This is a genomic window from Bacillus sp. GW821-FHT01G09 (assembly GCF_059422205.1).
The window spans coordinates 238678-262147 of the sequence record NZ_JBWKWL010000002.1; the positions used below are offsets into that span (position 1 = coordinate 238678).

Sequence of the window (23470 nt, forward strand, 5' to 3'; positions counted from 1 at the left end):
CGCCATAGCCTTTTTTTATTGGAGTTTGTCCAGCTGATTTTGAAATTGATGCAGCTGTTGACGTTCCGCATCTGTCGAATTGGCATACGCAGAAGATACAGCATTTTTGGCTCTCAGAATCGCTTGCTCCTGATCGCCTTCCTCAAAGCCGTTTGTCACCATGACCGCCTGTTGAACAAATGATTTTGCCTGCTGAAACAGTTCATTTCTCATTTAATATTCAACCTGGCTTTCGGCCGAGTCTCGTGCCGCGGCATGCTGGTGAGCTTCTTCTAAAGTAGACCGATATGGAAATCTTGCGGCGTGTAGCCCGATGGAGTCTTTACCCTGCTGAATAAACCTTCTGGATTTGCTTCGTTTACCCATTTTGAGACTGCCCCCTTCCATACTTTGACGAGATGAGTCGTCTTCAATAGTATGGTGGGGCAAAGTAAGGTTTATGAGTGGGAAAAATTAATACGGACCTTCTTTAAAGTGAGAAATATTCTTTCAAAAACCTTGCAACGCCGTCCTCTTCATTTGTAGCCGTTGTTCGGTTGGCAATCTGCTTGACCGCTTCAATTCCATTTCCCATTGCAACGCCGCAGCCTGCAAATTCAAGCATTTCCAAATCGTTATCCTCATCCCCGAAAGCAATGATCCGCTCCCTCGGCACGCCGTAATAATCGCTGATTTTCTGCAGGCCGACCGCTTTATTCATGCCGCTTTTGATAATTTCAATGACATGCCACGGTGCGGCCCATCTTCTATGGTCGATCACCTCGGCATGCACATCCGATAAATAAGAGCGTATTGCCGGCACATCCTCTTCCTTTGCATGTATGAGTACAGACGTCACATCTTCACCAAGATTTTCCCTCAAGTCTCCGACCGTTACATTTGTTGTGTTCATGTTAAAGGCATCTATCAGGTGCTCATCATGGTAATGAAAGTATACGTCGTCAATCACTTCAGCAAGCACGTTATGTACGTTGTAGCTCTCGCTGATATCCACGAGCTGTTTGACAACATCAAGCGGCAGTGACGTATGATACCGTCCCCAGCTGTCGTCTTGCGGATGATGGACAAATGCTCCGTTAAAATTGACAATTGGCGTTGTCAGCTTCATCTGCTGGTAGTACATGGAACTTGAACGATACGGACGGCCTGTTGAGATGCAGACATAATGCCCGTCATCTTTTAGGCGCTGTATCGTCTGAAGGGTGTTTTCAGATATGGTTTTATCATCCTTTAATAATGTTCCATCTAAATCTAATGCGATTAAATAGGGTTTTGTCTCCATGAAAAGCTCCTTTAACCTTAGATTTTGCTTGTTTTGCCTTACTTACAGTGTAGCTTTTTACCATCTTTATTGTCTACATGTTACACTTATGATTATGGTTATCCTAAGGAGGGGCACATTGTGATACAAATTGAGAATCAAACCGTTTCCGGTATTCCGTTTTTACATATTGTACAGGAAGAGAACAGGCACCGCGCTGTTCCTCTCGTGATCTTTATACATGGTTTTACAAGCGCGAAGGAACACAACCTTCATATTGCTTATCTGCTTGCGGAGAAGGGTTTTAGAGCCGTTCTGCCGGAGGCTTTGCACCATGGGGAACGGGGAGAAGAAATGGCTGTTGAAGAGCTGGCGGGGCATTTTTGGGATATCGTCCTCAACGAGATTGAAGAGATCGGCGTACTTAAAAACCATTTTGAAAAAGAGGGCCTGATAGACGGCGGCCGCATCGGTCTCGCAGGCACGTCAATGGGCGGCATCACAACGCTTGGCGCTTTGACTGCATATGATTGGATAAAAGCCGGCGTCAGCCTGATGGGAAGCCCCAATTACGTGGAGCTGTTTCAGCAGCAGATTGACCATATTCAATCTCAGGGCATTGAAATCGATGTGCCGGAAGAGAAGGTACAGGAGCTGATGAAACGTCTCGAATTGCGGGATCTCAGCCTTCAGCCGGAGAGACTGCAACAGCGCCCGCTTTTATTTTGGCACGGCGCAAAAGATAAGGTCGTGCCTTACGCGCCGACCCGGAAATTTTATGACACGATCAAATCCCATTACAGCGAGCAGCCGGAACGCCTGCAATTTATCGGAGATGAAAACGCTGACCATAAAGTCCCGCGGGCAGCTGTGTTAAAAACGATTGAATGGTTTGAAACGTACTTATAAAGCACGAAGTTATTAACAAGAGCTGAATTTACGTTATACTGTAGAAAAAAGGAGTGAGGGAACGTGGAAGAAGCATTAAGAGAAAACATCATGGGCGCCCTGGAACAGGTTGTCGATCCTGAGCTTGGCGTTGATATCGTGAACCTTGGTTTGGTATACGATGTTGACATGGATGAAGACGGCTTAACGCACGTGACGATGACACTGACATCAATGGGATGCCCTTTAGCGCCGATTATCGTGGATGAGGTGAAAAAAGCATTAGCGGACCTTCCTGAAGTGAAAGACACAGAGGTTCACATTGTATGGAATCCGCCTTGGACTAGGGATAAAATGTCCAGATACGCAAAAATTGCGCTTGGCATTCAATAAAACAAAAAAGGACAGCCTGACATGTGAGGCTGTCCTTTTTTACAGCTGAAAGGAGTGAAAGGAAATGATGTACCTGCTGGCAGTTTTATGCCCGCCGCTTGCTGTTTTGTTTTCGGGAAAACCGTTTCAGGCCTTGCTGAATCTCATATTGACCTGTATCTTTTGGCTGCCGGGCGCGATTCACGCCTGCTTTATCGTCGCCGACCGCCGTGCCGAAAAACGGGCAAGAAGATAATTAGGAAAAATGAGGACGCAGTCATGGTATAATGGTCATAAAAAACAGCAGGGAGAGCACTATGAAAAAGAAATTGCTTGCATTCGCGCTTTGTACTGGCGCGTATGCGGCCCTGTTTGCGTACTCTGTGAACTCAGAGCAAAAAACAGACACAAGCGAGATGACGGATGTCAGCCGCCTGATGCCTGTAAAAATAAAGCAGACAGTGAAAGGGCAGGAAGAGGAAACGCTCATTGACACAGTCAAAGAGGCAAATCGAAAAAACATAAAAATTTCAATCGCCGGGGCCCAGCACTCCATGGGCGGCCATACATATTATGAGGACGGCATCGTTCTCGACATGACGGGCTACAACAAAATCCTGTCACTCGATCAAGAGAAGAAAATCATCAGGGTGCAAAGCGGTGCAACGTGGAATGATATCCAGAAATACGTGAATCCATACGGACTCGCGGTAAAAGTCATGCAGTCACAAAACATTTTTACAATCGGCGGATCTCTCAGCGCAAATGCACACGGACGTGATATTCGCTACGGCTCGCTGATTGATACAGTCAAATCATTTCGGCTTTTAAAAGCTGACGGGACGATTATCACTGTCACTCCAAAAGATGATTTGTTTACGGCGGTCATCGGAGGGTACGGCCTTTTTGGCGTGATTCTTGATGTAACGCTTGAGCTGACAGATGATGAGCTGTATGTCATGAAGACAGAAAAAATGAATTACAGCACATACGCAGACTATTTTTCAAAGCATGTAAAAGGAAATCCAGATGTCCGAATGCATCTGGCGCGAATTTCAACAGCGAAAAAAGGATTTCTGAAAGACATGTATGTCACAAATTACGTATTGGCTGATCATCAGGATCAACTGCCATCATACAGCGATCTCAAAGAAGATGAGTATACGGGAGCCACAAAGTTTGCACTCGGTTTGTCAAGACGGTATGAATGGGGCAGGAATTGGCTGTGGGACACACAGCAATCCTATTTCCTGAGCCAAAACGGCACAGAGATTTCACGCAATAACGTCATGCGGTCCGAATCAAAGTTTCTTGAGTATGAAAACAATGACAACACAGATGTTTTGCAAGAATACTTTGTGCCCGTGAAGGAGTATGGGTCCTATATTGATGACCTGAGACAAACGCTGTCGGACGAAGATCTGAACCTGCTGAACATTACGATCCGCTACGTGCAGAAAAATGAAAAGGCCGACCTTTCCTATGCGAAGGACGATATGTTTTCGCTCGTGCTATTAATAAACGAGGGCTTTTCAAAAGAAGACCAGGCAGATACTGCCCGAATCATCAGGCGCATGACAGACGTTGCCATCAAGCACGGCGGCAGCTATTATCTGCCTTATATGACCTACCAGACAAAAGAGCAAATGAGACAGGCATATCCGAAAAGTGAAGCGTTTTTTCAGAAAAAACGAACCTATGACCCGGATGAGCGCTTTATGAATTACTTTTATCAGAGGTATAAATAATGGGGAAAAACAAATTAAAATGGCTGACATTATCACAAAGCAGCGTGTTTTTCGCAAGCAGCTTAATCTTTCCGTTTTATATTCTGTTTGTGAAAAATATCGGCTCAAGCTACACACAGTTCGGTTTTTCCTACGGATTGTTCGGGTTGAGCGGAGCGCTCATTTACCCGCTCCTCGGACGGCTGTCTGAAAGGTTTGACAGCCGTTATTTTCTGCTTCTGAACTCGTGGGGGATGGCTGTTCTGCTTTTATATGTCCCGCATATCGGAAGCGTCGTTCAAGTGTATATCGTCCAAGTGCTGTTAGGGCTCTTTGGAGCGATGCAAAAGCATGGAGAAAAAGTGCTGATCGCTAATTTTACAGACAGTGGAGAGCGTGGAAAGAAGATTGGAAATTACCATTTTTGGACAGCTGTCTTTTCAGCAGCAGCCATTATGCTCGGGGGCTTTCTCGCTGACTTTTTTACAGTGCAAATGATTTTTTATGCAAGCTCTATTCTATATTTTTTGAGTGGATTGATGATGATGAAAACAGGCTGACGCGGTCAGCCTGTTTTTTTATGCGGCTGAAATGCGGCGCCGCATCAACGTTTTTGTGCTGGAGTTGTGCTGATTTTTTTGAGCGGAATTTCCATTGAACAGAAAATTTATAAATGAATAAAAATATTAAATATACGATTGAATTAATTTTTATTCATGTTATAATGTTAAATAATTTCACAAAGACCAAGAGGGTGAACTTGTTTTGAAAATAGGAATTGTAGGTGCTACAGGATATGGAGGCACCGAACTTGTCAGGATTCTCTCGCATCATCCTTATGCAGAGGAATGCATACTTTATTCATCTAGCGGAGAAGGGAATGTCTATAGCGAGGGTTATCCTCATCTTACCGGCTTAGCGGATCAGAAGCTGAAGCCGATTGATATGAATACGATCAAACACGAAATAGATATCATGTTTCTCGCTGCGCCGCCCGGAGTCTCAAGTGAATTGACTCCAAAGCTGGCAGATGCGGGAATTCCGGTTATTGATCTGTCAGGTGATCTTAGGATACAAGAACCGGCTGAATATGAAAAATGGTATAAACGGACAGCGGCACCGAAGGCGGTGATTCAAGAGGCGGTATACGGTCTGGCAGAACTGAATCAACAGCAAATTCAACAGGCGAAACTCATTGCCAATCCAGGCTGTTTTCCAACAGCTGTTTTGCTTGGCCTCGCACCATTGGCTCAAAAGAAACTGCTCGATGAATCTTTTGTTATCGTTGACGCGAAGACCGGTGTTTCCGGAGCGGGAAGAAAAGCATCCATGGGAACTCATTTTTCTGAGCTGAACGACAATTTTAAAATTTATAAAGTCAATGAACATCAGCACACGCCGGAAATTGAGCAGGCGCTGAATGAATGGCAGCCAGGTCTCGGGCCCATTACATTTTCGGCTCACTTGGTTCCGATGACAAGGGGCATCATGGCGACGATGTATACCAGATTAACCTGTGACCTATCCGCAGATGGCCTGCATGATTTATATTCGGAATTTTACCAAGATTCATATTTTGTGAGAGTGAGGCCAAAAGGTCAGTACCCGCAAACGAAAGAAGTGTACGGCAGCAATTTCTGTGATATCGCCGTGACCCTCGATGAGAGAACGAACAGAGTCACGATCGTCTCGGTAATCGATAATTTAATGAAGGGTGCCGCCGGTCAGGCAGTGCAAAACTTTAATTTGATGAATGGCTGGAATGAAGAAACTGGGCTCACCATCACGCCAATTTATCCATAGAACGGGAGAGAATCGAACCATGATTCAGTTAAGTGAAGATCAAATTGTAAAAGTAACAGGTGATGTATCCTCGCCAAAAGGGTTTCAGGCAAAGGGTGTGCATTGCGGACTGCGCTACTCGAAAAAAGACCTCGGCGTCATTATCAGCGAGACACCGGCCGTGAGTGCAGCGGTTTATACCCAAAGCCACTTTCAGGCTGCTCCGATCAAAGTGACACAAGACAGCTTAAAGCACGGACCGACACTGAAAGCCGTCATCGTCAACAGCGCCATTGCCAACGCCTGCACGGGAGAACAGGGCTTAAAGGACGCATACACAATGCGGGAGAGCTTTGCTTCACAGCTTGGCATTGAGCCGGAGCTTGTCGCTGTTTCATCAACGGGTGTCATCGGCGAGCATTTAGACATGGAAAAAATCCACGCGGGGATCGAGCTGCTGAAAGAAACACCTGCGGGATCAGGCGATTTTGAGGAAGCGATCTTAACAACAGATACGGTGATTAAGCAGACGTGCTATGAGCTGGCAATCGGCGGCAAAACAGTCACGATCGGCGGAGCGGCCAAAGGCTCAGGGATGATACATCCGAACATGGCCACGATGCTGGGATTTGTGACAACTGACGCGGCAATTGAAGAAAAAGCGCTGCAAAAGGCGCTTCGGGAAATCACTGACGTTTCATTTAACCAAATCACAGTTGACGGAGAAACATCCACGAACGACATGGTATTAGTTATGGCGAATGGCTGCGCCGAAAACGAGTGCCTGACAGAAGACCATCCAGACTGGCCGGTCTTTAAAAAAGCGCTCTTGCTCACTTGTGAGGATCTGGCTAAAGAGATTGCCAGAGACGGAGAAGGCGCGACAAAACTAATTGAAGCCCAAGTACAGGGAGCGAAAAACAATCTTGATGCAAACGTCATTGCCAAAAAGATTGTTGGCTCAAATCTTGTAAAAACGGCAGTATACGGAACAGATGCCAACTGGGGGCGGATCATCGGAGCCATCGGACACTCCGCAGCACAGGTGACTGCAGAAGAAGTAGAGGTTTATCTTGGCGGCCAATGCCTGTTTAAGAATAACGAACCTCAGCCATTCTCTGAATCTATCGCCAAGGAATACCTTGAAGGAGATGAAATCACCATTGTCATCAAGATGGATGAAGGGGACGGAAACGGGAGAGCGTGGGGCTGTGACCTGACCTATGACTATATCAAAATTAACGCGAGCTATCGCACGTAATAAAGGGGAGCGAAATGAAGAAAACAATCGTTTTTAAATGTGGGGGAAGTGTCATCCGTGAGCTGTCGGAGGAATTTTTTCAAAATCTGAAAGAGCTGATGGCATCAGGCTGGAAGCTGGCGATCGTACATGGCGGGGGACCGGAAATCACAAATATGCTGAAACGGTTAAATATCAAGACAGAGTTTTCGGGCGGACAGAGGAAAACAACGAAGCCGGTGCTGGAAGTGGCGGAAATGGTTTTATCCGGTTCTGTCAATAAATTTTTCGTTGCTGAGCTTGCCAAACACGGACTGCGAGCCGCAGGCATTTCTGGTAAGGATGGAGGTCTTTTGGAGGCTGATTATCTAGATCCGGAAACATACGGAGAAGTGGGAGAAATCAAAAAAGTCGATGCGTCCATGGTGAACGCGCTGATGGAAAATGGCATCATCCCCGTTATTGCGCCGCTGTCTATGACAAGCGACTGCAAAACGCTGAATGTAAATGCTGATCTGGCTGCTTCAGCAGTCGCCGGAGCGCTTGAAGCCGATAAGCTGATGTTCGTCACGGATGTCGATGGAATCATGAAGGAAAAGCAACGTCTGGACGTCCTGACCCCTAAGGAGATTCAGATACTGATCAAGCAGGAAGTGATCACCGGAGGGATGATCCCGAAGGTCAATTCAGCCTTGTCAGCTTTATCAGATCAGGTGTCTGAAGTCATGATCGTAAACGGAAAAGGTTCATTCTTCGCAGAACAAACCTTTCAAGGGACAAAAATCGTCAAAGCAAAGGAGGCTGTTTCATGAGCAGCTTGTTTCAAACCTACGGCCGTTGGGATATTGACATCAAAAAAGCAAAGGGAACGTACGTTGAGGATCAAAACGGCATAACGTACCTTGATTTCATTCAGGGGATTGCGGTATCAAATCTAGGACACTGCCATGAAGCGGTGACAGAAGCAGTCAAAAAACAGCTTGACAGCGTATGGCACGTATCCAACCTGTTTCAAAACAGTCTCCAAGAGCAAGCAGCGCAGAAGCTGGCGGCGCATAGTGCAGGAGATCTTGTCTTTTTCTGCAACAGCGGCGCGGAGGCGAATGAAGGTGCGATAAAGCTTGCCCGAAAAGCAACTGGAAAAACAAAAATCATCACTTTTCTTCAGTCGTTCCATGGCCGCACGTATGCAGGGATGGCTGCGACCGGACAGAATAAAATCAAAACAGGCTTCGGCCCGATGCTTGAAGGCTTTCACTATCTGCCATACAATGATCCTTCCGTTTTTAAAGCTCTTGGGGAGGAAGGCGATATTGCCGCGGTGATGCTTGAAACAGTGCAGGGAGAAGGAGGAGTCAATCCGGCAAGTGCTGAATTTTTATCAGCCGTACAGTCGTTTTGTAAGGAAAAGCAAGCCCTTCTCATCATTGATGAAATCCAGACCGGCATCGGACGGACGGGAAAAGGCTTCGCATATGAGCACTTCGGACTCTCGCCGGATATCATCACAGTCGCCAAAGGATTGGGAAACGGCTTTCCGGTCGGCGCTGTCATCGGAAAAAAACAGCTTGGAGAAGCGTTTACCCCTGGTTCTCACGGAACGACTTTCGGAGGAAACATGCTGGCGATGGCTGCTGTGAATGCCACATTGCAAATTGTATTCCAGCCTGACTTTTTGCAAGAGGCTGCTGACAAAGGAGCGTTTTTAAAAGGACAGCTTGAGGCAGAGCTAAAGAGCCCTTTTGTTAAACAAATCCGAGGTAAAGGATTAATGCTTGGAATTGAGTGTGATGGCCCGGTTGCTGACATTATTGCTGAATTGCAGACATTAGGCTTGCTTGTATTGCCGGCCGGCCCGAACGTGATTCGGCTGCTGCCGCCGCTCACCGTGACTAAGGATGAAATAGCAGAAGCCGTCAGCAAGCTGAAACAGGCAATCGCTCATCATTCCGCTGTAAACCAGTGATTTTTTTTCGATATAAAGGCATAAAAATTCATTTTTATAATTAATTATTCATCAAGAGGTGGGCTGTTAGATGGAAGGTTATTTAGTGTTAGAAGATGGGACATCGTTCAGCGGCGAGCTGGACGGTCATGAAAACTGTACGGGAGAAGCTGTTTTTTTCACAGGAATGACAGGCTACCAGGAAGTGCTGACAGATCCATCGTATAAGGGACAGATTATTGTATTTACCTACCCGCTGATTGGCAACTACGGCATAAATGAAAAGGATTTTGAAAGCAAGAAACCGCAAGTAAAAGCAGCGGTTGTCTATGAGGCGTGTGATCACTTTTCTCATTATGAAGCGGTATACAGCCTCAAGGAGTATTTACAGAAATGGAACATTCCGCTGTTAACCCATGTTGATACGAGGGCTGTCGTGAAGAAAATCCGGGCAAACGGGACGATGGGTGCAACAGTCACAGCCTCTAAAGAAGGAGCTGAGATGGCCCTTCAGCCAGAGAATGTGGCAGAACAGGCTTCAGCCCAGGAAATCAGCACATTCGGCGACGGGAATAAACATATCGCTCTCATTGATTTTGGCTATAAAAAGTCAATCGCATCATCACTTGTCAAAAGAGGCTGCAAGGTTACTGTGGTGCCATACCAGCAAATGGAGGCCGTATACAACATCAAACCCGATGGCATTGTGCTATCGAACGGACCTGGAGATCCGAAAGCCATTCAGCCATATTTAGGAAAGATCAAAAGCATCATCAGCCGCTTTCCGACTCTCGGCATTTGTCTCGGACATCAGCTGATCGCGCTCGCGTTCGGAGGGAATACTTTTAAGCTGCCATTCGGACACAGGGGAGCTAATCATCCGGTCATCGACCGTGAGACGAAACGGGTCTTTATGACAAGCCAAAACCACAGCTATGTGGTTGATGAACAGTCGATTAATGAAGAAGAGCTCACGATCAGGTTTCATCATGTCAATGATACGTCAGTTGAAGGGCTTGCCCATAAAAAACTGCCTGTCATGAGTGTTCAATTCCACCCGGAAGCCCATCCCGGACCTGCGGAAAGCGAATGGATTTTTGATGATTATTTAAAGAATGTGATACCAGCAAGGAGAGAAATCGCGCATGCCTAAAGACACCAGTATTTCAAGCATATTAGTAATCGGCTCAGGCCCGATCATCATCGGGCAGGCGGCAGAATTTGATTATTCAGGCACTCAAGGGTGCATCGCGCTGAAGGAGGAGGGCTACCGGGTGATTCTCGTCAACAGCAATCCGGCGACAATTATGACTGATGAAGCCTTCGCTGATGAAATTTATTTTGAGCCTCTGACAGCAGAAAGCCTGACAGCCATCATTAAGAAAGAACGGCCTGATGGGCTTCTTGCCAATTTAGGCGGTCAGACCGCGTTGAATTTAGCGGTGGAGCTTGAAGAAACGGGTGTTTTAAAAGAGCACGGCGTCAAACTTCTCGGCACATCCGTTGAAACGATACAAAAAGGAGAAGACCGGGAAAAATTCCGTTCGTTAATGAATGAATTAAAACAGCCCGTGCCGGAGAGTGAAATTGTTGATAACGAGGCCGATGCCCTCCATTTTGCGGAATCCATCGGTTTTCCTGTTATTATCAGACCGGCTTACACATTAGGCGGAAAGGGCGGAGGAATCGCCCCTGATAAAGAAGCCTTTACAGCTATGATTAAGCAGGCGCTATTAGCAAGCCCGATCAATCAATGCCTTGTCGAAAAAAGCATTGCCGGCTTTAAAGAAATTGAATATGAAGTCATGCGTGACAGCAATAACACATGCATTACCGTCTGCAATATGGAAAATATCGATCCGGTCGGCGTGCATACAGGTGACTCTATCGTTGTGGCGCCGTCACAAACATTGACAGACGAAGACTATCAAATGCTGCGGACAGCAAGTCTGACGATCATCTCAGCACTTGATGTCGTAGGCGGCTGCAACATTCAATTCGCGCTTGATCCATTCAGCAAGCAATATTACGTCATTGAAGTGAATCCGCGTGTAAGCCGGTCATCGGCTCTCGCATCTAAAGCGACCGGTTATCCGATTGCGAAGATGGCCGCGAAACTGGCAGTCGGATACACCCTTGACGAGCTGAAAAATCCGCTCACAGGCTCGACTTACGCAAGCTTTGAACCGGCACTGGACTATGTGATCGTCAAATTTCCGCGCTGGCCGTTTGATAAATTCAAAAACGCAGACCGCAAGCTTGGCACAAAAATGAAAGCCACCGGTGAAGTGATGGCGATTGAACGGAATTTAGAAGCGGCGATACAAAAGGCAGCCGTGTCGCTTGAATTAAAAAATATCGGGACACACCTTCCAGAGCTCAGCGGGTTGTCAATTGATACGCTATGGGATTTGGCAATCACTCCGGATGACCGCAGATTTTTCGTTGTCATGGAGCTGTTGAGCCGCAGCGTCTCGATTGATGACATCCATGAAAAAACAAAAATTGATCCGTTTTTCCTTCATACCTTTGACAACATCATCAAATTGGAAAACCGCCTGATGGAAGCAGGGAGCGATCTCTCTTTTGAATTATTGAAGAAAGCAAAGGAAAAGGGATTCTCAGACGCAACGATTGCCTCGCTGATCGGCAAAACAGAAGAAGAGGTGCGCGCGCTTCGCAAGGAGATGGGCATTACGCCTTCCTTTAAAATCGTAGATACATGCGCGGCAGAGTTTGATGCGAAAACAAACTATTTTTACTCCACATATTTCGGAGAAACCGATGGAGACATCAGCCGCAAAGAGAAAAAACGCGCGCTCATTATCGGATCAGGACCGATTCGGATCGGCCAAGGCGTTGAATTTGATTACAGTGCTGTTCACGGTATGCTGACACTGCAAGAGCTTGGGTTCGAAACCATCATGATTAACAATAACCCGGAAACAGTCAGCACCGATTATGAAATTGCGGATCGCCTGTATTTTGAACCGATGACAACGGAGCATATTGTAAACGTGGCGGAGCAGGAAAATATTGATTTTGCAATTGTGCAATTCGGCGGCCAAACTGCAATCAATGCTGCTGAAGCGCTCGAAAAAGCCGGCATTACTCTTCTTGGGACATCATTTCAAACGCTCGACGTGTTAGAGGATCGGGATCAATTCTATCAGCTTCTTGACGAGCTGGGATTGAAGCACGCAAAAGGAGAAATTGCTTATACAAAAGAAGAAGCCGCTTCAAAAGCGAGTGAGATCGGCTATCCGGTGTTAATCCGCCCATCTTACGTTATCGGCGGAATGGGCATGATCATTGTTGACTCGCAAGATCAGCTTACTCAGCTGCTGAATGATGAGGACAGCATGCCATACCCGATTTTAATTGATCAGTATGTGTCTGGAAAGGAAGTCGAAATTGATTTGATTTCCGACGGCGAGGATGTCTTTATCCCAACATATACCGAGCATATTGAACGGGCGGGTGTCCATTCAGGGGACAGCTTTGCTATTCTTCCCGGACCGTCCATCACGAGCGGGCTGCAGCAGGGCATGAAAGATGCGGCACAAAAAATTGCCCGAAAACTTTCATTTAAAGGCATCATGAACATTCAATTTGTGATCGACAATGGAAACATACTCGTTCTTGAAGTGAATCCGAGAGCGAGCCGCACGGTTCCTGTCGTCAGCAAAGTAATGGGCGTTCCGATGATTCCGCTCGCCACACGTCTGCTGGCGGGAGCGTCCTTAAAAGATATAAATCCGGCAGTTCAAAATCATCATGGAGTTGCAGTGAAGTTCCCTGTTTTTTCTTCTCATGCGATCCAGGATGTGGATGTCAAGCTTGGGCCGGAAATGAAATCAACGGGAGAAGGCATGTGTGTCGCATATGATTCTAACAGCGCCTTGAAAAAAATCTATACAAGAGTCTGGAGTCAAAAAGGAAGCATTTATTTGCAAAACGTTCCGGAAGATGTGAAGGAGTTAGCAGAAAACGCAGGTTTTACAATTCATGAAGGGACATTTGCCTCATGGATGGAACAGGAAGGAAAATCGCTCCACATCAATCTGAGCGGTTCTGAAGAAGCACGCAAAGAACGTTTGGAAGCCATGACGCACGGCATCCCCGTCTTTACAGAAGAAGAAACCGTGCGGGCGTTTTTACAAAGCGGTTCAGGCCATCCGCAGCCTGTATCTCTCAAAGACCTCTATAAAAAGGAAGTGGCAACATGCACACAGTGACGCAAACCAGTTTATACGGAAAAGATTTATTAACGTTAAAGGACCTTAGTGAAGAGGATATAAACGCCTTGCTCGCAGAAGCCGGTGAGCTGAAACAAAACAAAATTCAGCCTATATTCCATGGCAAAACCTTGGCGATGATTTTTGAAAAATCATCAACGCGGACACGTGTTTCATTTGAAGCGGGCATGGCGCAGCTTGGCGGGAACGCCCTCTTTCTAAGCCAGAAAGATCTGCAGCTGGGGCGCGGTGAGACTGTCGCTGATACGGCAAAAGTGCTGTCAGGCTATGTGGATGCCATCATGATCCGGACCTTTGAACATGAAAAGGTGGAGGAACTTGCCAAAGAAGCTGACATTCCGGTGATCAATGGACTTACCGATAAATACCACCCATGCCAGGCGCTGGCGGATCTCTTGACGATTAAGGAGATAAAAGGGAAGCTTAAAGGCGTAAAAGTCGCATACATCGGTGACGGAAATAACGTGGCGCACTCCTTGATGATCGGCTGCGCGAAAATGGGCTGTGATATCTCAATCGCTTCGCCAAAAGGATATGAAGTGTTAGATGAAGCAGCTGAAGCGGCAAAAACATATGCACTTCAATCCGGCTCTTCTATCACGCTGACAGATGATCCGATTGAAGCTGTAAAAGACGCGGACGTGATTTATTCTGATGTGTTTACAAGCATGGGGCAGGAAGCGGAAGAGCAAGAACGTCTTGCTGTCTTTGCGCCTTATCAGGTGAATGCGGCGCTAGTCAGCCATGCCAAGCCTGACTATACATTTTTACATTGTCTCCCTGCGCATCGCGAGGAAGAAGTGACTGCGGAGATTATTGACGGGCCGAACTCTGCAGTGTTCCAGCAGGCGGAAAACCGTCTTCATGTGCAAAAAGCACTGCTGAAGGCCATTTTATACAAAGGGGAATCATCAAAAAACTGCTGAGCCAAACTCAGCAGTTTTTTGATGGCAACATATTCACAGCCGCTTAGGCGCATACTACAGCAAAAAGGAAAAGGAGGAAAAACAGTGGGACAGCAGCACCAATTCCGGCCCGGACAGAAAGCGCCTAATAACGGTGTCTACGTAGAAATCGGCGAGACAGGGAGCATGGTTAAAAACCCTCAAAAGGTCCATCTGTCAGCAGGGGAAATGTTCCCCGAAACATCAAACCACAACCGGCTGTGGACCTACAAAAGAAAGCCGTGACCACTAAAAAACCCAAAACAATAAATGTTTTGGGTTTTTTGGCTTTTTAATGCTGGCTTGCATTTTTGTTCATAGGCATGATTTCTGCTAAAACCATGATTAAGACATACAGTACAACAGCAATGACAGATGATGTTTTGAAATTATACGTAACGCTGTTCATGCTTGCAACCAAGTAGCATGCCATATGTGATAAAAGGAACGTCCAAATAAAGGCAATAATATATCGCACGTTTCCACCTCGTCCTTCTCATTCTATTCTAAAAGTTATCATACCATACAAAAAGCGAAGGGGGAATCCAATTTTAGCAGAAAGTGAGGTGACAAAAGAGTCTGATTCGTCACACTTTAATGGTAAAATATAAAAACGTCAATCAGTATAATAGCCAAAAATGTAAAAGGCTAGGACTTTACCTTATTCGTTTCTTTTCTATTTACATAAGATAGCGTGAGATGAAGTGTGAAAGGAGGCGGGCAAGCGATGGGAATAACGGAAAGATACTTTCAACTGGGAACGGAGCATAATGTCATTCATCTGCCCTATCGCCCGAACGGCTTCGGCATCTTTATCTTGGGGGATAGAACCCACTTTGTCGGACATGATTCAAGCTTTTGGCAGCAGCATTATGGCAGAAATCAGCTTCTGAGCATGTTGATGAATGAAGGATATACTCTTTTTAACAGCAATCTGTTCGGAAGGCATTGGGGGGCGGAAAAAGCAGTCACCTATGCCAAACAGCTGATACATTCTGTGCTGAAGCAGGAAATCCTCAATCCGAAGATTCATATTTTAGCAGAAGGCATGGGTGCTCTCGTGGCCGATGAACTGCTTCGTTTTTCCCCGGATCATATCCGCTCAGCCGCAATGTTGAATCCTTGTCTCGATCTTCAGGCACATTATGAATCGGAAAAAGAAAATAAATTTTTCTATAAGCAATTTTTGAAAGAAGTTTCGAAAAGCTACGGAATTTCTGAAAAAGAAGCGGAAGCGATTCGTTATAAAACAATTCAAAGCTACCCGAGCGGCGTACCGGTTCATATATGGCAGCGTATGACCGGAGCTCCATATCCCTACAGTGTACATGCGGAAGTTTTCAAGGAAAAACAGCAAAAGCAAGGCTCACCGGTCGACATGACATTTCATTTATTTGAGCATCCAAGCAGAATTTATGCATCAATTTGCAAATTCTTTCACAGTCATGAAAAAGAATTATAGAGAATATAATGACAACAGCCTTCTCTTTTGCGGAGGCTGTTTTGTTTTGGGAAATGAAAAACCGGAAGGGCGGCAGATGCAATGGAATCAACGCTGATTGTAGGTGCGGACGAATTTTTCGGCCTTTCATTATGTGAGCGAATGATGGATGAAGGCATACATGTTGATGTTGTTCTGGCGGAAACAGAAGATAAAATGAGACAAATGTACTTAGAAGAAAGACTCATGTGGCTTGGGAGAAATGAACTCTTTCGCCAGCTTGAGCACATTGGAGATCAAAAGTATGATACAATTTGTATCCAGTTCGGAAGTTTTTTGCCTTTAGACCAATGTGATTCTCCTTATATTTTAGTATATGAAGAAGACCGAAAAGAATGGGAAAAACGTGAAAAAACAGGCTCGGAAAAAACCGTGATCCTGCCGAAAATGTACGGGCCATGGAAAGAAGAAACAGAGGAAGACGGCTATTATACAAATGACGTCGCTGACGAGTTGCTGAGATTCCTGTTAGAACCAAGCCGTCATAGCAAAGATCAGCTTTTTGAATTGCAAGTCACAGAGAAAACCTCAAAAGAAGAAGCAAAAACAAAAATTATCGAGTGGAAAAGACAATTTTCATCAATTTTCGACAAATATTAAGAAAAACCTTCCATGTTTCGAGTTTTCTAGATACAATAAACGTATAAAAATAATACATGTTATAGCTTGTCAAAAGGAGTTGAACATGACTTGATCACAAGGCTTGTCATGATCTTTTCTGTCCTCCTTTTATTGAGTGGATGTGGACAAACTCCGTTCAAAGGAAAAATTGAGAAGGTCGGCATGCTCTTTCCTGATACGATTAATGACCTCGTATGGGGCACAAAAGGGTATAAAGGATTACTGAATATACAATCCAAATACAATGTGGACGTCTATTATAAAGAAGGCGTTAAAACAGAAGAAGATATCATAAATGCGATTGAGGATTTTCATAAGAGGGGCGTCAATCTGCTCTACGGCCATGGGAGTGAATATGCTGAGGTGTTTAACTTGGTCGGCGAAGATTATCCAGATATGGAATTCGTCATTTCCAATGCGAAAGCGAAAGCTGATAATGTAACGAGTGTCCATTTCAGCGGGGAAGCAATGGGCTTTTTTGGAGGAATGACTGCTGCCCATATGTCGAAAACGAATCAGGTCGGTGTAATTGCTTCCTTTACGTGGCAGCCTGAGGTTGACGGTTTTATCAAAGGGGCCAAGTATGAAAATCCGGATATAGAGGTAAATACGAAATATACGGATCATTGGGATGATGATACAACAGCAGTAAAGCTTTATCAGAAAATGAAGAACGAAGGCGCGGATGTTGTGTATCCCGCCGGAGACGGGTATAATGTCCCTGTTATTCAGCAAATCAAAAAAGACGGTCTTTATGCCATAGGCTATGTCACAGATCAATCGGATCTGGGCGAGAATACCGTATTAACCAGCACGGTGCAAAATGTGGACAAGGCCTATGAAATCATTGCTGAACAATTTAATAAAGGCACCCTTGAGGGCGGCGATCATTACTACGACCTGAACACGGGAGTCGTTGAGATGGGAACATTCAGCCCGCTCGTCGATAAAGACTTTCAGCAAAGAATCGCTAAGCTGATCAAAACATACAACAAAACAGGCGAGCTGCCAAAAAACGAGTAATGGAGTGACGTCACATGCAGCACGAAAAATCACTTGAATTCTTGCAAATTGCCATGAAATATCTCCCTGAAGCGAAAGAACAGCTTGAGAAATCAGGCATTGAGCTCTCAATGGAGGCCATACAGCCGTTTATGAATCTATTTACAACGGTAATGGCGGAAGCTTATGAGCTTGGCAAGTCTGACGCTAAATCTGAAACAGAATAAGAAGAAGCCACTTTTTTGAAAGTGGCTTTTCACATGATTTTCTTTTTAATAGCGGAGAGCATGGGTGCAAGCTCCTTTAAAGCGGGCTTGATTTGATCAAGAGAGTTCATAATTGAACCGATTTGGTCCATAATATGCATGTAATTAATCGTCTCTTCGTCGTTTGTCTGAGAAACCTGAGAAACCTCCTCTTGCTGTTCCTCCTTCTCTTCTGTTGGTTTTGCGGCATCGCCGAACATCATTCTTGAAAACACATCCAACTGCATACGCCTCCTTTCCATATACCATACTCTATGAGTAAGATGAACTGATAGTTTAGACGAATATATTGCCATGTGAAAAAAAATAGGATAGAATTAGTACCTGATACTAATAATTGATCACAACCTGATTGATCTTCTAAATTTAAGATATAAAGGAGTCTTCCCTTATGAAAGCTGGAATACTTGGTGTTGGACGTTACATTCCTGAGAAGGTTTTAACAAATCATGATCTTGAAAAAATGGTTGAAACTTCTGACGAGTGGATTCGTACAAGAACAGGAATAGAAGAAAGAAGAATCGCAGCAGATGATGTGTTTTCATCACATATGGCTGTTGCAGCAGCGAAAAATGCGCTGGAACAAGCTGAAGTGGCTGCTGAGGATCTGGATATGATCTTGGTTGCAACTGTTACACCTGATCAGTCATTTCCTACGGTCTCTTGTATGATTCAAGAACAGCTCGGCGCGAAGAAAGCGTGTGCTATGGATATCAGCGCGGCTTGTGCGGGCTTCATGTACGGGGTTGTAACCGGTAAACAATTTATTGAATCCGGAACCTACAAGCATGTTCTAGTTGTCGGTGTAGAGAAGCTCTCAAGCATTACCGATTGGGAAGACCGCAATACAGCCGTTCTGTTTGGAGACGGAGCAGGCGCTGCGGTAGTCGGGCCAGTCAGTGATGACAGAGGAATCCTTTCATTTGAACTAGGAGCCGACGGCACAGGCGGTCAGCACTTGTATCTGAATGAAAAACGACATACAATCATGAATGGACGAGAAGTTTTCAAATTTGCAGTCCGTCAAATGGGAGAATCATGCGTAAATGTCATTGAAAAAGCCGGACTTTCAAAAGAGGATGTCGACTTTTTGATTCCGCATCAGGCGAACATCCGTATCATGGAAGCTGCTCGCGAGCGTTTAGAGCTTCCTGTCGAAAAGATGTCTAAAACTGTTCATAAATATGGAAATACTTCTGCCGCATCAATTCCGATCTCTCTTGTAGAAGAATTGGAAGCCGGTAAAATCAAAGACGGCGATGTGGTCGTTATGGTAGGGTTCGGCGGAGGACTAACATGGGGCGCCATTGCAATCCGCTGGGGCCGATAAAAAAAGGTGAGGTGCACACAAGATGACTAAAAAAAGAGTAGTTGTTACAGGACTTGGAGCATTATCTCCACTTGGCAACGACGTCGATACAAGTTGGAATAACGCAATCAACGGTGTGTCCGGAATCGGTCCGATCACTCGTGTTGACGCTGAAGAATATCCGGCAAAAGTTGCCGCTGAATTAAAAGATTTTAATGTTGAAGATTATATGGATAAAAAAGAAGCCAGAAAAATGGACCGCTTTACACAATATGCGGTTGTGGCTGCGAAAATGGCGGTTGAAGACGCAGATCTTAACATTACCGATGAGATCGCACCGAGAGTCGGTGTTTGGGTAGGCTCCGGTATCGGAGGACTTGAAACACTAGAGTCTCAATTTGAAATCTTCTTAACAAAAGGCCCAAGACGGGTAAGCCCGTTTTTCGTGCCAATGATGATTCCTGACATGGCGACAGGCCAGATTTCTATTGCATTAGGAGCAAAAGGGGTGAACTCTTGTACGGTTACAGCATGTGCTACAGGAACGAACTCCATCGGTGACGCGTTTAAGGTTATTCAGCGCGGTGATGCAGACGTGATGGTCACAGGCGGAACAGAAGCGCCGCTGACAAGAATGTCATTCGCCGGCTTTAGTGCCAACAAAGCGCTGTCTACTAATCCAGATCCGAAAACAGCGAGCCGCCCGTTTGATAAAAACCGTGATGGCTTTGTCATGGGGGAAGGTGCAGGGATTATCGTTCTTGAAGAACTTGAGCATGCCCTGGCCCGCGGCGCTAAAATTTACGGAGAAATTGTCGGCTACGGCTCAACCGGAGACGCTTATCATATCACAGCGCCGGCCCAAGACGGTGAAGGCGGAGCGAGAGCGATGCAAGAAGCCATTAAAGATGCAGGCATTGCACCTGAAGAAATTGATTACATCAATGCTCACGGGACAAGCACATATTACAACGACAAATACGAAACAATGGCGATTAAGACTGTTTTTGGCGAGCATGCGCATAAACTTGCGGTAAGCTCTACAAAATCGATGACAGGCCACCTCTTAGGAGCAGCCGGCGGTATTGAAGCCATTTTCTCTATCCTGGCCATTAAAGAAGGCGTGATTCCGCCGACAATCAATATTCAAACGCCTGACGAAGAGTGCGATTTGGATTATGTGCCTGATGAAGCCCGCAGACAGGAACTTAATTATGTTCTCAGCAACTCATTAGGATTCGGCGGACACAACGCAACATTAATCTTTAAGAAATATCAATCATAATCAAGCCAAACCGGCTGCCCTTAAAGGGTAGCCGGTTTTTTTTGTGTGCATAGGATTAAAAGAGGAGGCGATCACATGAGTGTAGAACAAACATATAGCTGGCTCAGGAAGGCTGATTCAATAGATGATTTGGCGCATTACATTATCCCGCTTTTTTCAGGTGCGGAGAAAAAGAACTGGAAGGGCATTCTGGGACACCTTCAGCATCATGGGATGTTTAAAAACATAAAAGAGGGTATTCAGACTGTTTCCAAGCTGAAGGAAAAAGGTTTTTACGGACATATCCAAAAGGAAGAACAGTACCTCAAAAACAAATGGCAAGGTCCTGATGTACCAATTGTCACGCTGCCGGTTGATGAACGAAACAGGAGAATCCGTTTAGAATTCGGATCAAAATCAGGACTCGCCTTTCAAGACAAAATGTTCCTTTTTCTTTCGTCAGATTTAGATTTTGGGTCGGTATCTGCCCTTATGACGCATGAGTATCATCACGTTTGCCGGTTAGGTCATCTGACAAAAGAGGAAAAGGATGTCACATTACTTGATACAATCATCATGGAAGGGCTGGCGGAATATGCTGTTTATGAGAGGTTCGGCCGAAGTCAAACGGCTGAGTGGACGACTTGGTATACACCGGAGCAGCTTCAGGCTTTATATGAAAAAAAGATTGCGCCCCATCGGAATATCAAACGGGATAATCGATTATTTCCCCAGCTGTTATTCGGCAAAGGATATCAGCCAAAAATGCTTGGATACGCAGTTGGATTCAATATTGTAAAAAAATATTTAACCGCCAGCAAGGCAAGCGCCGCAGACGGGCTGTCCATTCCTGCTGAAACCTTTTTGGATGCAATGCTTTAAAAGGATAAAATAATGGAATTTCATTAATAATATTACATTTATCCTAAAAAATTCTTGATTTTGCAAAATGATTGTAATAATATACAACTATAAAATTTTTCGATAATTCAATATTATTTATTATTTCTGAATAAAGGGATTGCTTTCTCTTGAAAACGTTTGACAACAAGAGGGGGGAAAGGGGAGCTAGCATGAGCACACTTTTAGAAGTAAATAATTTAAAGACTTATTTTTTCAGGAAAAAGGAGCCGATCCCTGCGGTTGACGGAGTCGATTTTCACATCAGCAAAGGCGAAACCGTCGCGCTTGTAGGTGAATCGGGCTCCGGAAAAAGCATTACTTCTTTATCAATTATGGGCCTCGTCCAAAGCTCTGGCGGAAAAATCATGGACGGCTCTATTAAACTCGAAGACAAAGACCTCACCTCATTCACTGAAAACGATTATTGCAAAATCCGCGGTAACGAAGTATCCATGATCTTTCAGGAACCAATGACCTCCCTTAATCCGGTGTTAACAATCGGAGAACAAATTACCGAAGTGCTGATTTACCATAAAAACATGAAGAAAAAAGAAGCCCGTCAACGAGCTGTTGAACTCTTGCAGATGGTCGGTTTCTCCCGGGCGGAGCAAATTATGAAGGAGTACCCGCATCGGCTGTCCGGCGGTATGAGACAGAGGGTGATGATTGCCATCGCACTGAGCTGTAATCCTAAACTGCTCATTGCCGATGAACCAACGACAGCGCTGGATGTGACAATACAAGCCCAGGTGCTGGAGCTCATGAAAGATCTCTGTCAGAAGTTCAATACATCGATTCTTCTCATCACACACGACTTAGGTGTCGTGTCTGAGGCTGCCGATAGAGTAATTGTCATGTACTGCGGACAAGTCGTAGAAAATGCTACCGTTGATGACTTATTTTTAGAACCGCTTCATCCGTATACAGAAGGCCTGCTTACGTCAATTCCTGTTATAGATGGAGAGATTGATAAATTAAATGCGATTAAAGGCAGTGTGCCTACACCGGATAATCTGCCGCCGGGGTGCCGTTTTGCCCCAAGGTGCCCGAAAGCTATGGATAAGTGCTGGACAAATCAGCCTTCGCTTTTGACACACAAAAGCGGAAGAACGGTGAGATGCTTTTTATATGAGGAAGAGGGTGCCGAACAATCATGACAGCAGCTAATCAAGAAACAATCTTAGAGCTTCGTGACGTAAAAAAATACTTTCCGATCCGGTCAGGCCTTTTTCAAAGAAAAGTCGGTGATGTAAAAGCGGTGGATGGTGTTTCATTTTCGTTAAAAAAAGGAGAAACACTCGGAATCGTTGGAGAGTCGGGCTGCGGAAAATCGACTGCCGGCAGAACGATGATCAGACTGTACAAACCGACAGAGGGCCAAATTCTTTTTAAAGGGCAGGATATTTCCAATCTGTCAGAGGAGAAGCTGCGGAAGAGTGTCCGCAAAAATATTCAAATGGTTTTCCAAGATCCATTTGCTTCGTTAAACCCGAGAAAGACCCTGCGTTCCATCATAAAGGAGCCGTTTAATACGCACAACATGTATACCATGCGTGAACGAAACGAAAAAGTTGAAGAGCTGCTTGCAAGAGTAGGGCTTCACCCGTCGTTTGCCGGCCGTTATCCCCATGAGTTTTCAGGCGGCCAGCGTCAGCGGATCGGCATTGCCAGAGCACTCACTTTGAATCCAGAGCTGATCATTGCAGATGAGCCGGTTTCCGCACTTGATGTATCCATTCAGGCCCAAGTGATTAACTTGATGGAGGAATTACAGGAAGAATTTAATCTTACGTATCTATTTATCTCTCATGATCTGAGTGTCGTCCGCCATATCAGCGACAGAGTCGGAGTAATGTATCTTGGCAAAATGATGGAACTGACCGGCAAGCATGAGCTTTATGACAACCCGCTTCACCCATATACCCAAGCGCTTTTATCCTCCGTTCCGGTTACAAGAAAAAGAGGATCTGTCAAACGTGAACGCATTGTCCTGAAGGGAGAACTGCCTAGTCCGGCCAACCCGCCAAAAGGCTGCGTATTCCACACAAGATGTCCTGTTGCAAAACCGATATGCAAGGAACAAATACCAGAATTTAAAGAAGCTGCTCCCAGCCACTTTGTGGCTTGTCACCTTTATAGCTAATGTTGCCCGCACAGCTTTGAGAGGGGGTATGCACACTACATAA

General features: G+C 45.3%; 27 protein-coding genes. 22 read left to right on the forward strand and 5 right to left on the reverse strand.

Features of this window, described 5'->3' with window-relative positions:
* Nucleotides 1–15: 15 nt before the first annotated feature.
* From AC07VD_RS06600 to yitU, 3 genes are all read right to left on the reverse strand, one after another.
* Entirely contained in the window at nt 16–213 is a 198-nt protein-coding gene (locus tag AC07VD_RS06600; RefSeq protein ID WP_003245613.1) for a DUF3813 domain-containing protein, read from the reverse strand.
* Nucleotides 214–366, reverse strand: coding sequence for a hypothetical protein (locus AC07VD_RS06605; protein ID WP_017695668.1), 153 nt, complete (start codon nt 364–366; stop codon nt 214–216).
* Between the two features lie 103 nt (nt 367–469).
* Nucleotides 470–1282 carry a 5-amino-6-(5-phospho-D-ribitylamino)uracil phosphatase YitU gene (yitU, locus tag AC07VD_RS06610; RefSeq protein WP_494721661.1) on the reverse strand — a complete coding sequence of 271 codons (813 nt, stop codon included), beginning with the start codon at nt 1280–1282 and terminating at the stop codon, nt 470–472.
* A 120-nt stretch (nt 1283–1402) separates the two neighbouring features.
* Here yitU and AC07VD_RS06615 point away from each other — a divergent pair, with 120 nt between their 5' ends.
* From AC07VD_RS06615 to AC07VD_RS06675, 13 genes are all read left to right on the forward strand, one after another.
* Nucleotides 1403–2170, forward strand: coding sequence for a prolyl oligopeptidase family serine peptidase (locus AC07VD_RS06615; protein ID WP_494721662.1), 768 nt, complete (start codon nt 1403–1405; stop codon nt 2168–2170).
* A 63-nt stretch (nt 2171–2233) separates the two neighbouring features.
* The gene (locus tag AC07VD_RS06620; RefSeq protein ID WP_124059711.1) at nt 2234–2542 is read left to right on the forward strand and encodes a metal-sulfur cluster assembly factor; all 309 of its coding nucleotides are present in this window, start codon (nt 2234–2236) and stop codon (nt 2540–2542) included.
* Between the two features lie 64 nt (nt 2543–2606).
* Nucleotides 2607–2777 carry a YqaE/Pmp3 family membrane protein gene (locus AC07VD_RS06625; protein ID WP_003232996.1) on the forward strand — a complete coding sequence of 57 codons (171 nt, stop codon included), beginning with the start codon at nt 2607–2609 and terminating at the stop codon, nt 2775–2777.
* A gap of 61 nt (nt 2778–2838) precedes the next feature.
* The gene (locus tag AC07VD_RS06630) at nt 2839–4269 is read left to right on the forward strand and encodes an FAD-binding oxidoreductase (protein ID WP_227057375.1); all 1431 of its coding nucleotides are present in this window, start codon (nt 2839–2841) and stop codon (nt 4267–4269) included.
* The gene (locus AC07VD_RS06635) at nt 4269–4808 is read left to right on the forward strand and encodes an MFS transporter (RefSeq protein ID WP_003232993.1); all 540 of its coding nucleotides are present in this window, start codon (nt 4269–4271) and stop codon (nt 4806–4808) included. The genes AC07VD_RS06630 and AC07VD_RS06635 overlap by 1 nt, the downstream gene beginning before the upstream one ends.
* 205 nt (nt 4809–5013) lie before the next feature.
* Complete coding sequence (gene argC, locus AC07VD_RS06640) at nt 5014–6051, forward strand: N-acetyl-gamma-glutamyl-phosphate reductase (RefSeq protein ID WP_494721663.1); 1038 nt, start codon at nt 5014–5016, stop codon at nt 6049–6051.
* A gap of 19 nt (nt 6052–6070) precedes the next feature.
* Nucleotides 6071–7291 carry a bifunctional ornithine acetyltransferase/N-acetylglutamate synthase gene (gene argJ / locus AC07VD_RS06645; protein WP_024571947.1) on the forward strand — a complete coding sequence of 407 codons (1221 nt, stop codon included), beginning with the start codon at nt 6071–6073 and terminating at the stop codon, nt 7289–7291.
* A gap of 14 nt (nt 7292–7305) precedes the next feature.
* A complete protein-coding gene (gene argB / locus AC07VD_RS06650; protein WP_130572219.1) occupies nt 7306–8082 on the forward strand; it encodes an acetylglutamate kinase in 777 nt (258 codons plus the stop codon).
* Nucleotides 8079–9236: an acetylornithine transaminase gene (argD, locus tag AC07VD_RS06655; RefSeq protein ID WP_494721664.1), complete on the forward strand. Its 1158-nt coding sequence runs from the start codon at nt 8079–8081 to the stop codon at nt 9234–9236. Before argB ends, argD begins: the two co-directional genes overlap by 4 nt.
* Before the next feature lie 70 nt (nt 9237–9306).
* Complete coding sequence (locus AC07VD_RS06660) at nt 9307–10368, forward strand: carbamoyl phosphate synthase small subunit (protein ID WP_029726276.1); 1062 nt, start codon at nt 9307–9309, stop codon at nt 10366–10368.
* On the forward strand, nt 10361–13453 hold the full coding sequence (carB, locus tag AC07VD_RS06665) for a carbamoyl-phosphate synthase (glutamine-hydrolyzing) large subunit (protein WP_494721665.1): 3093 nt from the start codon (nt 10361–10363) through the stop codon (nt 13451–13453). Before AC07VD_RS06660 ends, carB begins: the two co-directional genes overlap by 8 nt.
* On the forward strand, nt 13441–14400 hold the full coding sequence (gene argF, locus AC07VD_RS06670) for an ornithine carbamoyltransferase (protein WP_032721338.1): 960 nt from the start codon (nt 13441–13443) through the stop codon (nt 14398–14400). The genes carB and argF overlap by 13 nt, the downstream gene beginning before the upstream one ends.
* 84 nt (nt 14401–14484) lie before the next feature.
* Entirely contained in the window at nt 14485–14664 is a 180-nt protein-coding gene (locus AC07VD_RS06675; protein ID WP_003245356.1) for a YjzC family protein, read from the forward strand.
* 46 nt (nt 14665–14710) lie between these two features.
* On the opposite strand, the gene AC07VD_RS06680 is transcribed toward AC07VD_RS06675, so the two are convergent.
* Nucleotides 14711–14896: a YjzD family protein gene (locus AC07VD_RS06680; RefSeq protein WP_003245236.1), complete on the reverse strand. Its 186-nt coding sequence runs from the start codon at nt 14894–14896 to the stop codon at nt 14711–14713.
* Nucleotides 14897–15145: 249 nt separating this feature from the next.
* Here AC07VD_RS06680 and AC07VD_RS06685 point away from each other — a divergent pair, with 249 nt between their 5' ends.
* The 4 genes from AC07VD_RS06685 (at nt 15146) to comZ (ending at nt 17769) form a co-directional block, all read left to right on the forward strand.
* Nucleotides 15146–15880 carry a hypothetical protein gene (locus tag AC07VD_RS06685; protein ID WP_003245223.1) on the forward strand — a complete coding sequence of 245 codons (735 nt, stop codon included), beginning with the start codon at nt 15146–15148 and terminating at the stop codon, nt 15878–15880.
* Nucleotides 15881–15961: 81 nt separating this feature from the next.
* Nucleotides 15962–16519, forward strand: coding sequence for a hypothetical protein (locus AC07VD_RS06690; protein WP_213419343.1), 558 nt, complete (start codon nt 15962–15964; stop codon nt 16517–16519).
* Nucleotides 16520–16609: 90 nt separating this feature from the next.
* Nucleotides 16610–17563: a transcriptional regulator Med gene (gene med / locus AC07VD_RS06695; RefSeq protein ID WP_014476425.1), complete on the forward strand. Its 954-nt coding sequence runs from the start codon at nt 16610–16612 to the stop codon at nt 17561–17563.
* Between the two features lie 14 nt (nt 17564–17577).
* Nucleotides 17578–17769, forward strand: a complete 192-nt coding sequence (gene comZ, locus AC07VD_RS06700) for a ComG operon transcriptional repressor ComZ (RefSeq protein WP_003224559.1) — start codon at nt 17578–17580, stop codon at nt 17767–17769.
* Between the two features lie 29 nt (nt 17770–17798).
* On the opposite strand, the gene yjzB is transcribed toward comZ, so the two are convergent.
* Nucleotides 17799–18035 carry a spore coat protein YjzB gene (yjzB, locus tag AC07VD_RS06705; RefSeq protein ID WP_015383342.1) on the reverse strand — a complete coding sequence of 79 codons (237 nt, stop codon included), beginning with the start codon at nt 18033–18035 and terminating at the stop codon, nt 17799–17801.
* 164 nt (nt 18036–18199) lie between these two features.
* Here yjzB and fabH point away from each other — a divergent pair, with 164 nt between their 5' ends.
* The 5 genes from fabH to appF all read left to right on the forward strand — a co-directional run bounded on the left by fabH (nt 18200) and on the right by appF (nt 23427).
* Nucleotides 18200–19138 (forward strand): beta-ketoacyl-ACP synthase III, encoded by a 939-nt coding sequence (gene fabH / locus AC07VD_RS06710; RefSeq protein ID WP_003232971.1) that lies wholly within the window; start codon nt 18200–18202, stop codon nt 19136–19138.
* Between the two features lie 22 nt (nt 19139–19160).
* Nucleotides 19161–20402 (forward strand): beta-ketoacyl-ACP synthase II, encoded by a 1242-nt coding sequence (gene fabF / locus AC07VD_RS06715; RefSeq protein WP_003244890.1) that lies wholly within the window; start codon nt 19161–19163, stop codon nt 20400–20402.
* Between the two features lie 75 nt (nt 20403–20477).
* The gene (locus AC07VD_RS06720) at nt 20478–21263 is read left to right on the forward strand and encodes a DUF2268 domain-containing putative Zn-dependent protease (RefSeq protein WP_024573257.1); all 786 of its coding nucleotides are present in this window, start codon (nt 20478–20480) and stop codon (nt 21261–21263) included.
* Between the two features lie 191 nt (nt 21264–21454).
* Entirely contained in the window at nt 21455–22441 is a 987-nt protein-coding gene (gene appD, locus AC07VD_RS06725; RefSeq protein WP_003232965.1) for an oligopeptide ABC transporter ATP-binding protein AppD, read from the forward strand.
* The gene (appF, locus tag AC07VD_RS06730; RefSeq protein ID WP_003232964.1) at nt 22438–23427 is read left to right on the forward strand and encodes an oligopeptide ABC transporter ATP-binding protein AppF; all 990 of its coding nucleotides are present in this window, start codon (nt 22438–22440) and stop codon (nt 23425–23427) included. The genes appD and appF overlap by 4 nt, the downstream gene beginning before the upstream one ends.
* Nucleotides 23428–23470 lie beyond the last annotated feature (43 nt).

Excerpts from the sequence above, each read along its gene's own strand:
- AC07VD_RS06600 (WP_003245613.1), bottom strand. The coding sequence starts at position 213 with ATGAGAAATGAACTGTTTCAGCAGGCAAAATCATTTGTTCAACAGGCG.
- AC07VD_RS06605 (WP_017695668.1), bottom strand. The coding sequence starts at position 366 with ATGGGTAAACGAAGCAAATCCAGAAGGTTTATTCAGCAGGGTAAAGAC.
- yitU (WP_494721661.1), bottom strand. The coding sequence starts at position 1,282 with ATGGAGACAAAACCCTATTTAATCGCATTAGATTTAGATGGAACATTA.
- AC07VD_RS06625 (WP_003232996.1), top strand. The coding sequence starts at position 2,607 with ATGATGTACCTGCTGGCAGTTTTATGCCCGCCGCTTGCTGTTTTGTTT.
- AC07VD_RS06630 (WP_227057375.1), top strand. The coding sequence starts at position 2,839 with ATGAAAAAGAAATTGCTTGCATTCGCGCTTTGTACTGGCGCGTATGCG.
- AC07VD_RS06635 (WP_003232993.1), top strand. The coding sequence starts at position 4,269 with ATGGGGAAAAACAAATTAAAATGGCTGACATTATCACAAAGCAGCGTG.
- argJ (WP_024571947.1), top strand. The coding sequence starts at position 6,071 with ATGATTCAGTTAAGTGAAGATCAAATTGTAAAAGTAACAGGTGATGTA.
- argB (WP_130572219.1), top strand. The coding sequence starts at position 7,306 with ATGAAGAAAACAATCGTTTTTAAATGTGGGGGAAGTGTCATCCGTGAG.
- argD (WP_494721664.1), top strand. The coding sequence starts at position 8,079 with ATGAGCAGCTTGTTTCAAACCTACGGCCGTTGGGATATTGACATCAAA.
- AC07VD_RS06660 (WP_029726276.1), top strand. The coding sequence starts at position 9,307 with ATGGAAGGTTATTTAGTGTTAGAAGATGGGACATCGTTCAGCGGCGAG.
- carB (WP_494721665.1), top strand. The coding sequence starts at position 10,361 with ATGCCTAAAGACACCAGTATTTCAAGCATATTAGTAATCGGCTCAGGC.
- argF (WP_032721338.1), top strand. The coding sequence starts at position 13,441 with ATGCACACAGTGACGCAAACCAGTTTATACGGAAAAGATTTATTAACG.
- AC07VD_RS06685 (WP_003245223.1), top strand. The coding sequence starts at position 15,146 with ATGGGAATAACGGAAAGATACTTTCAACTGGGAACGGAGCATAATGTC.
- AC07VD_RS06690 (WP_213419343.1), top strand. The coding sequence starts at position 15,962 with ATGGAATCAACGCTGATTGTAGGTGCGGACGAATTTTTCGGCCTTTCA.
- comZ (WP_003224559.1), top strand. The coding sequence starts at position 17,578 with ATGCAGCACGAAAAATCACTTGAATTCTTGCAAATTGCCATGAAATAT.
- yjzB (WP_015383342.1), bottom strand. The coding sequence starts at position 18,035 with ATGCAGTTGGATGTGTTTTCAAGAATGATGTTCGGCGATGCCGCAAAA.
- fabH (WP_003232971.1), top strand. The coding sequence starts at position 18,200 with ATGAAAGCTGGAATACTTGGTGTTGGACGTTACATTCCTGAGAAGGTT.
- fabF (WP_003244890.1), top strand. The coding sequence starts at position 19,161 with ATGACTAAAAAAAGAGTAGTTGTTACAGGACTTGGAGCATTATCTCCA.
- AC07VD_RS06720 (WP_024573257.1), top strand. The coding sequence starts at position 20,478 with ATGAGTGTAGAACAAACATATAGCTGGCTCAGGAAGGCTGATTCAATA.
- appD (WP_003232965.1), top strand. The coding sequence starts at position 21,455 with ATGAGCACACTTTTAGAAGTAAATAATTTAAAGACTTATTTTTTCAGG.
- appF (WP_003232964.1), top strand. The coding sequence starts at position 22,438 with ATGACAGCAGCTAATCAAGAAACAATCTTAGAGCTTCGTGACGTAAAA.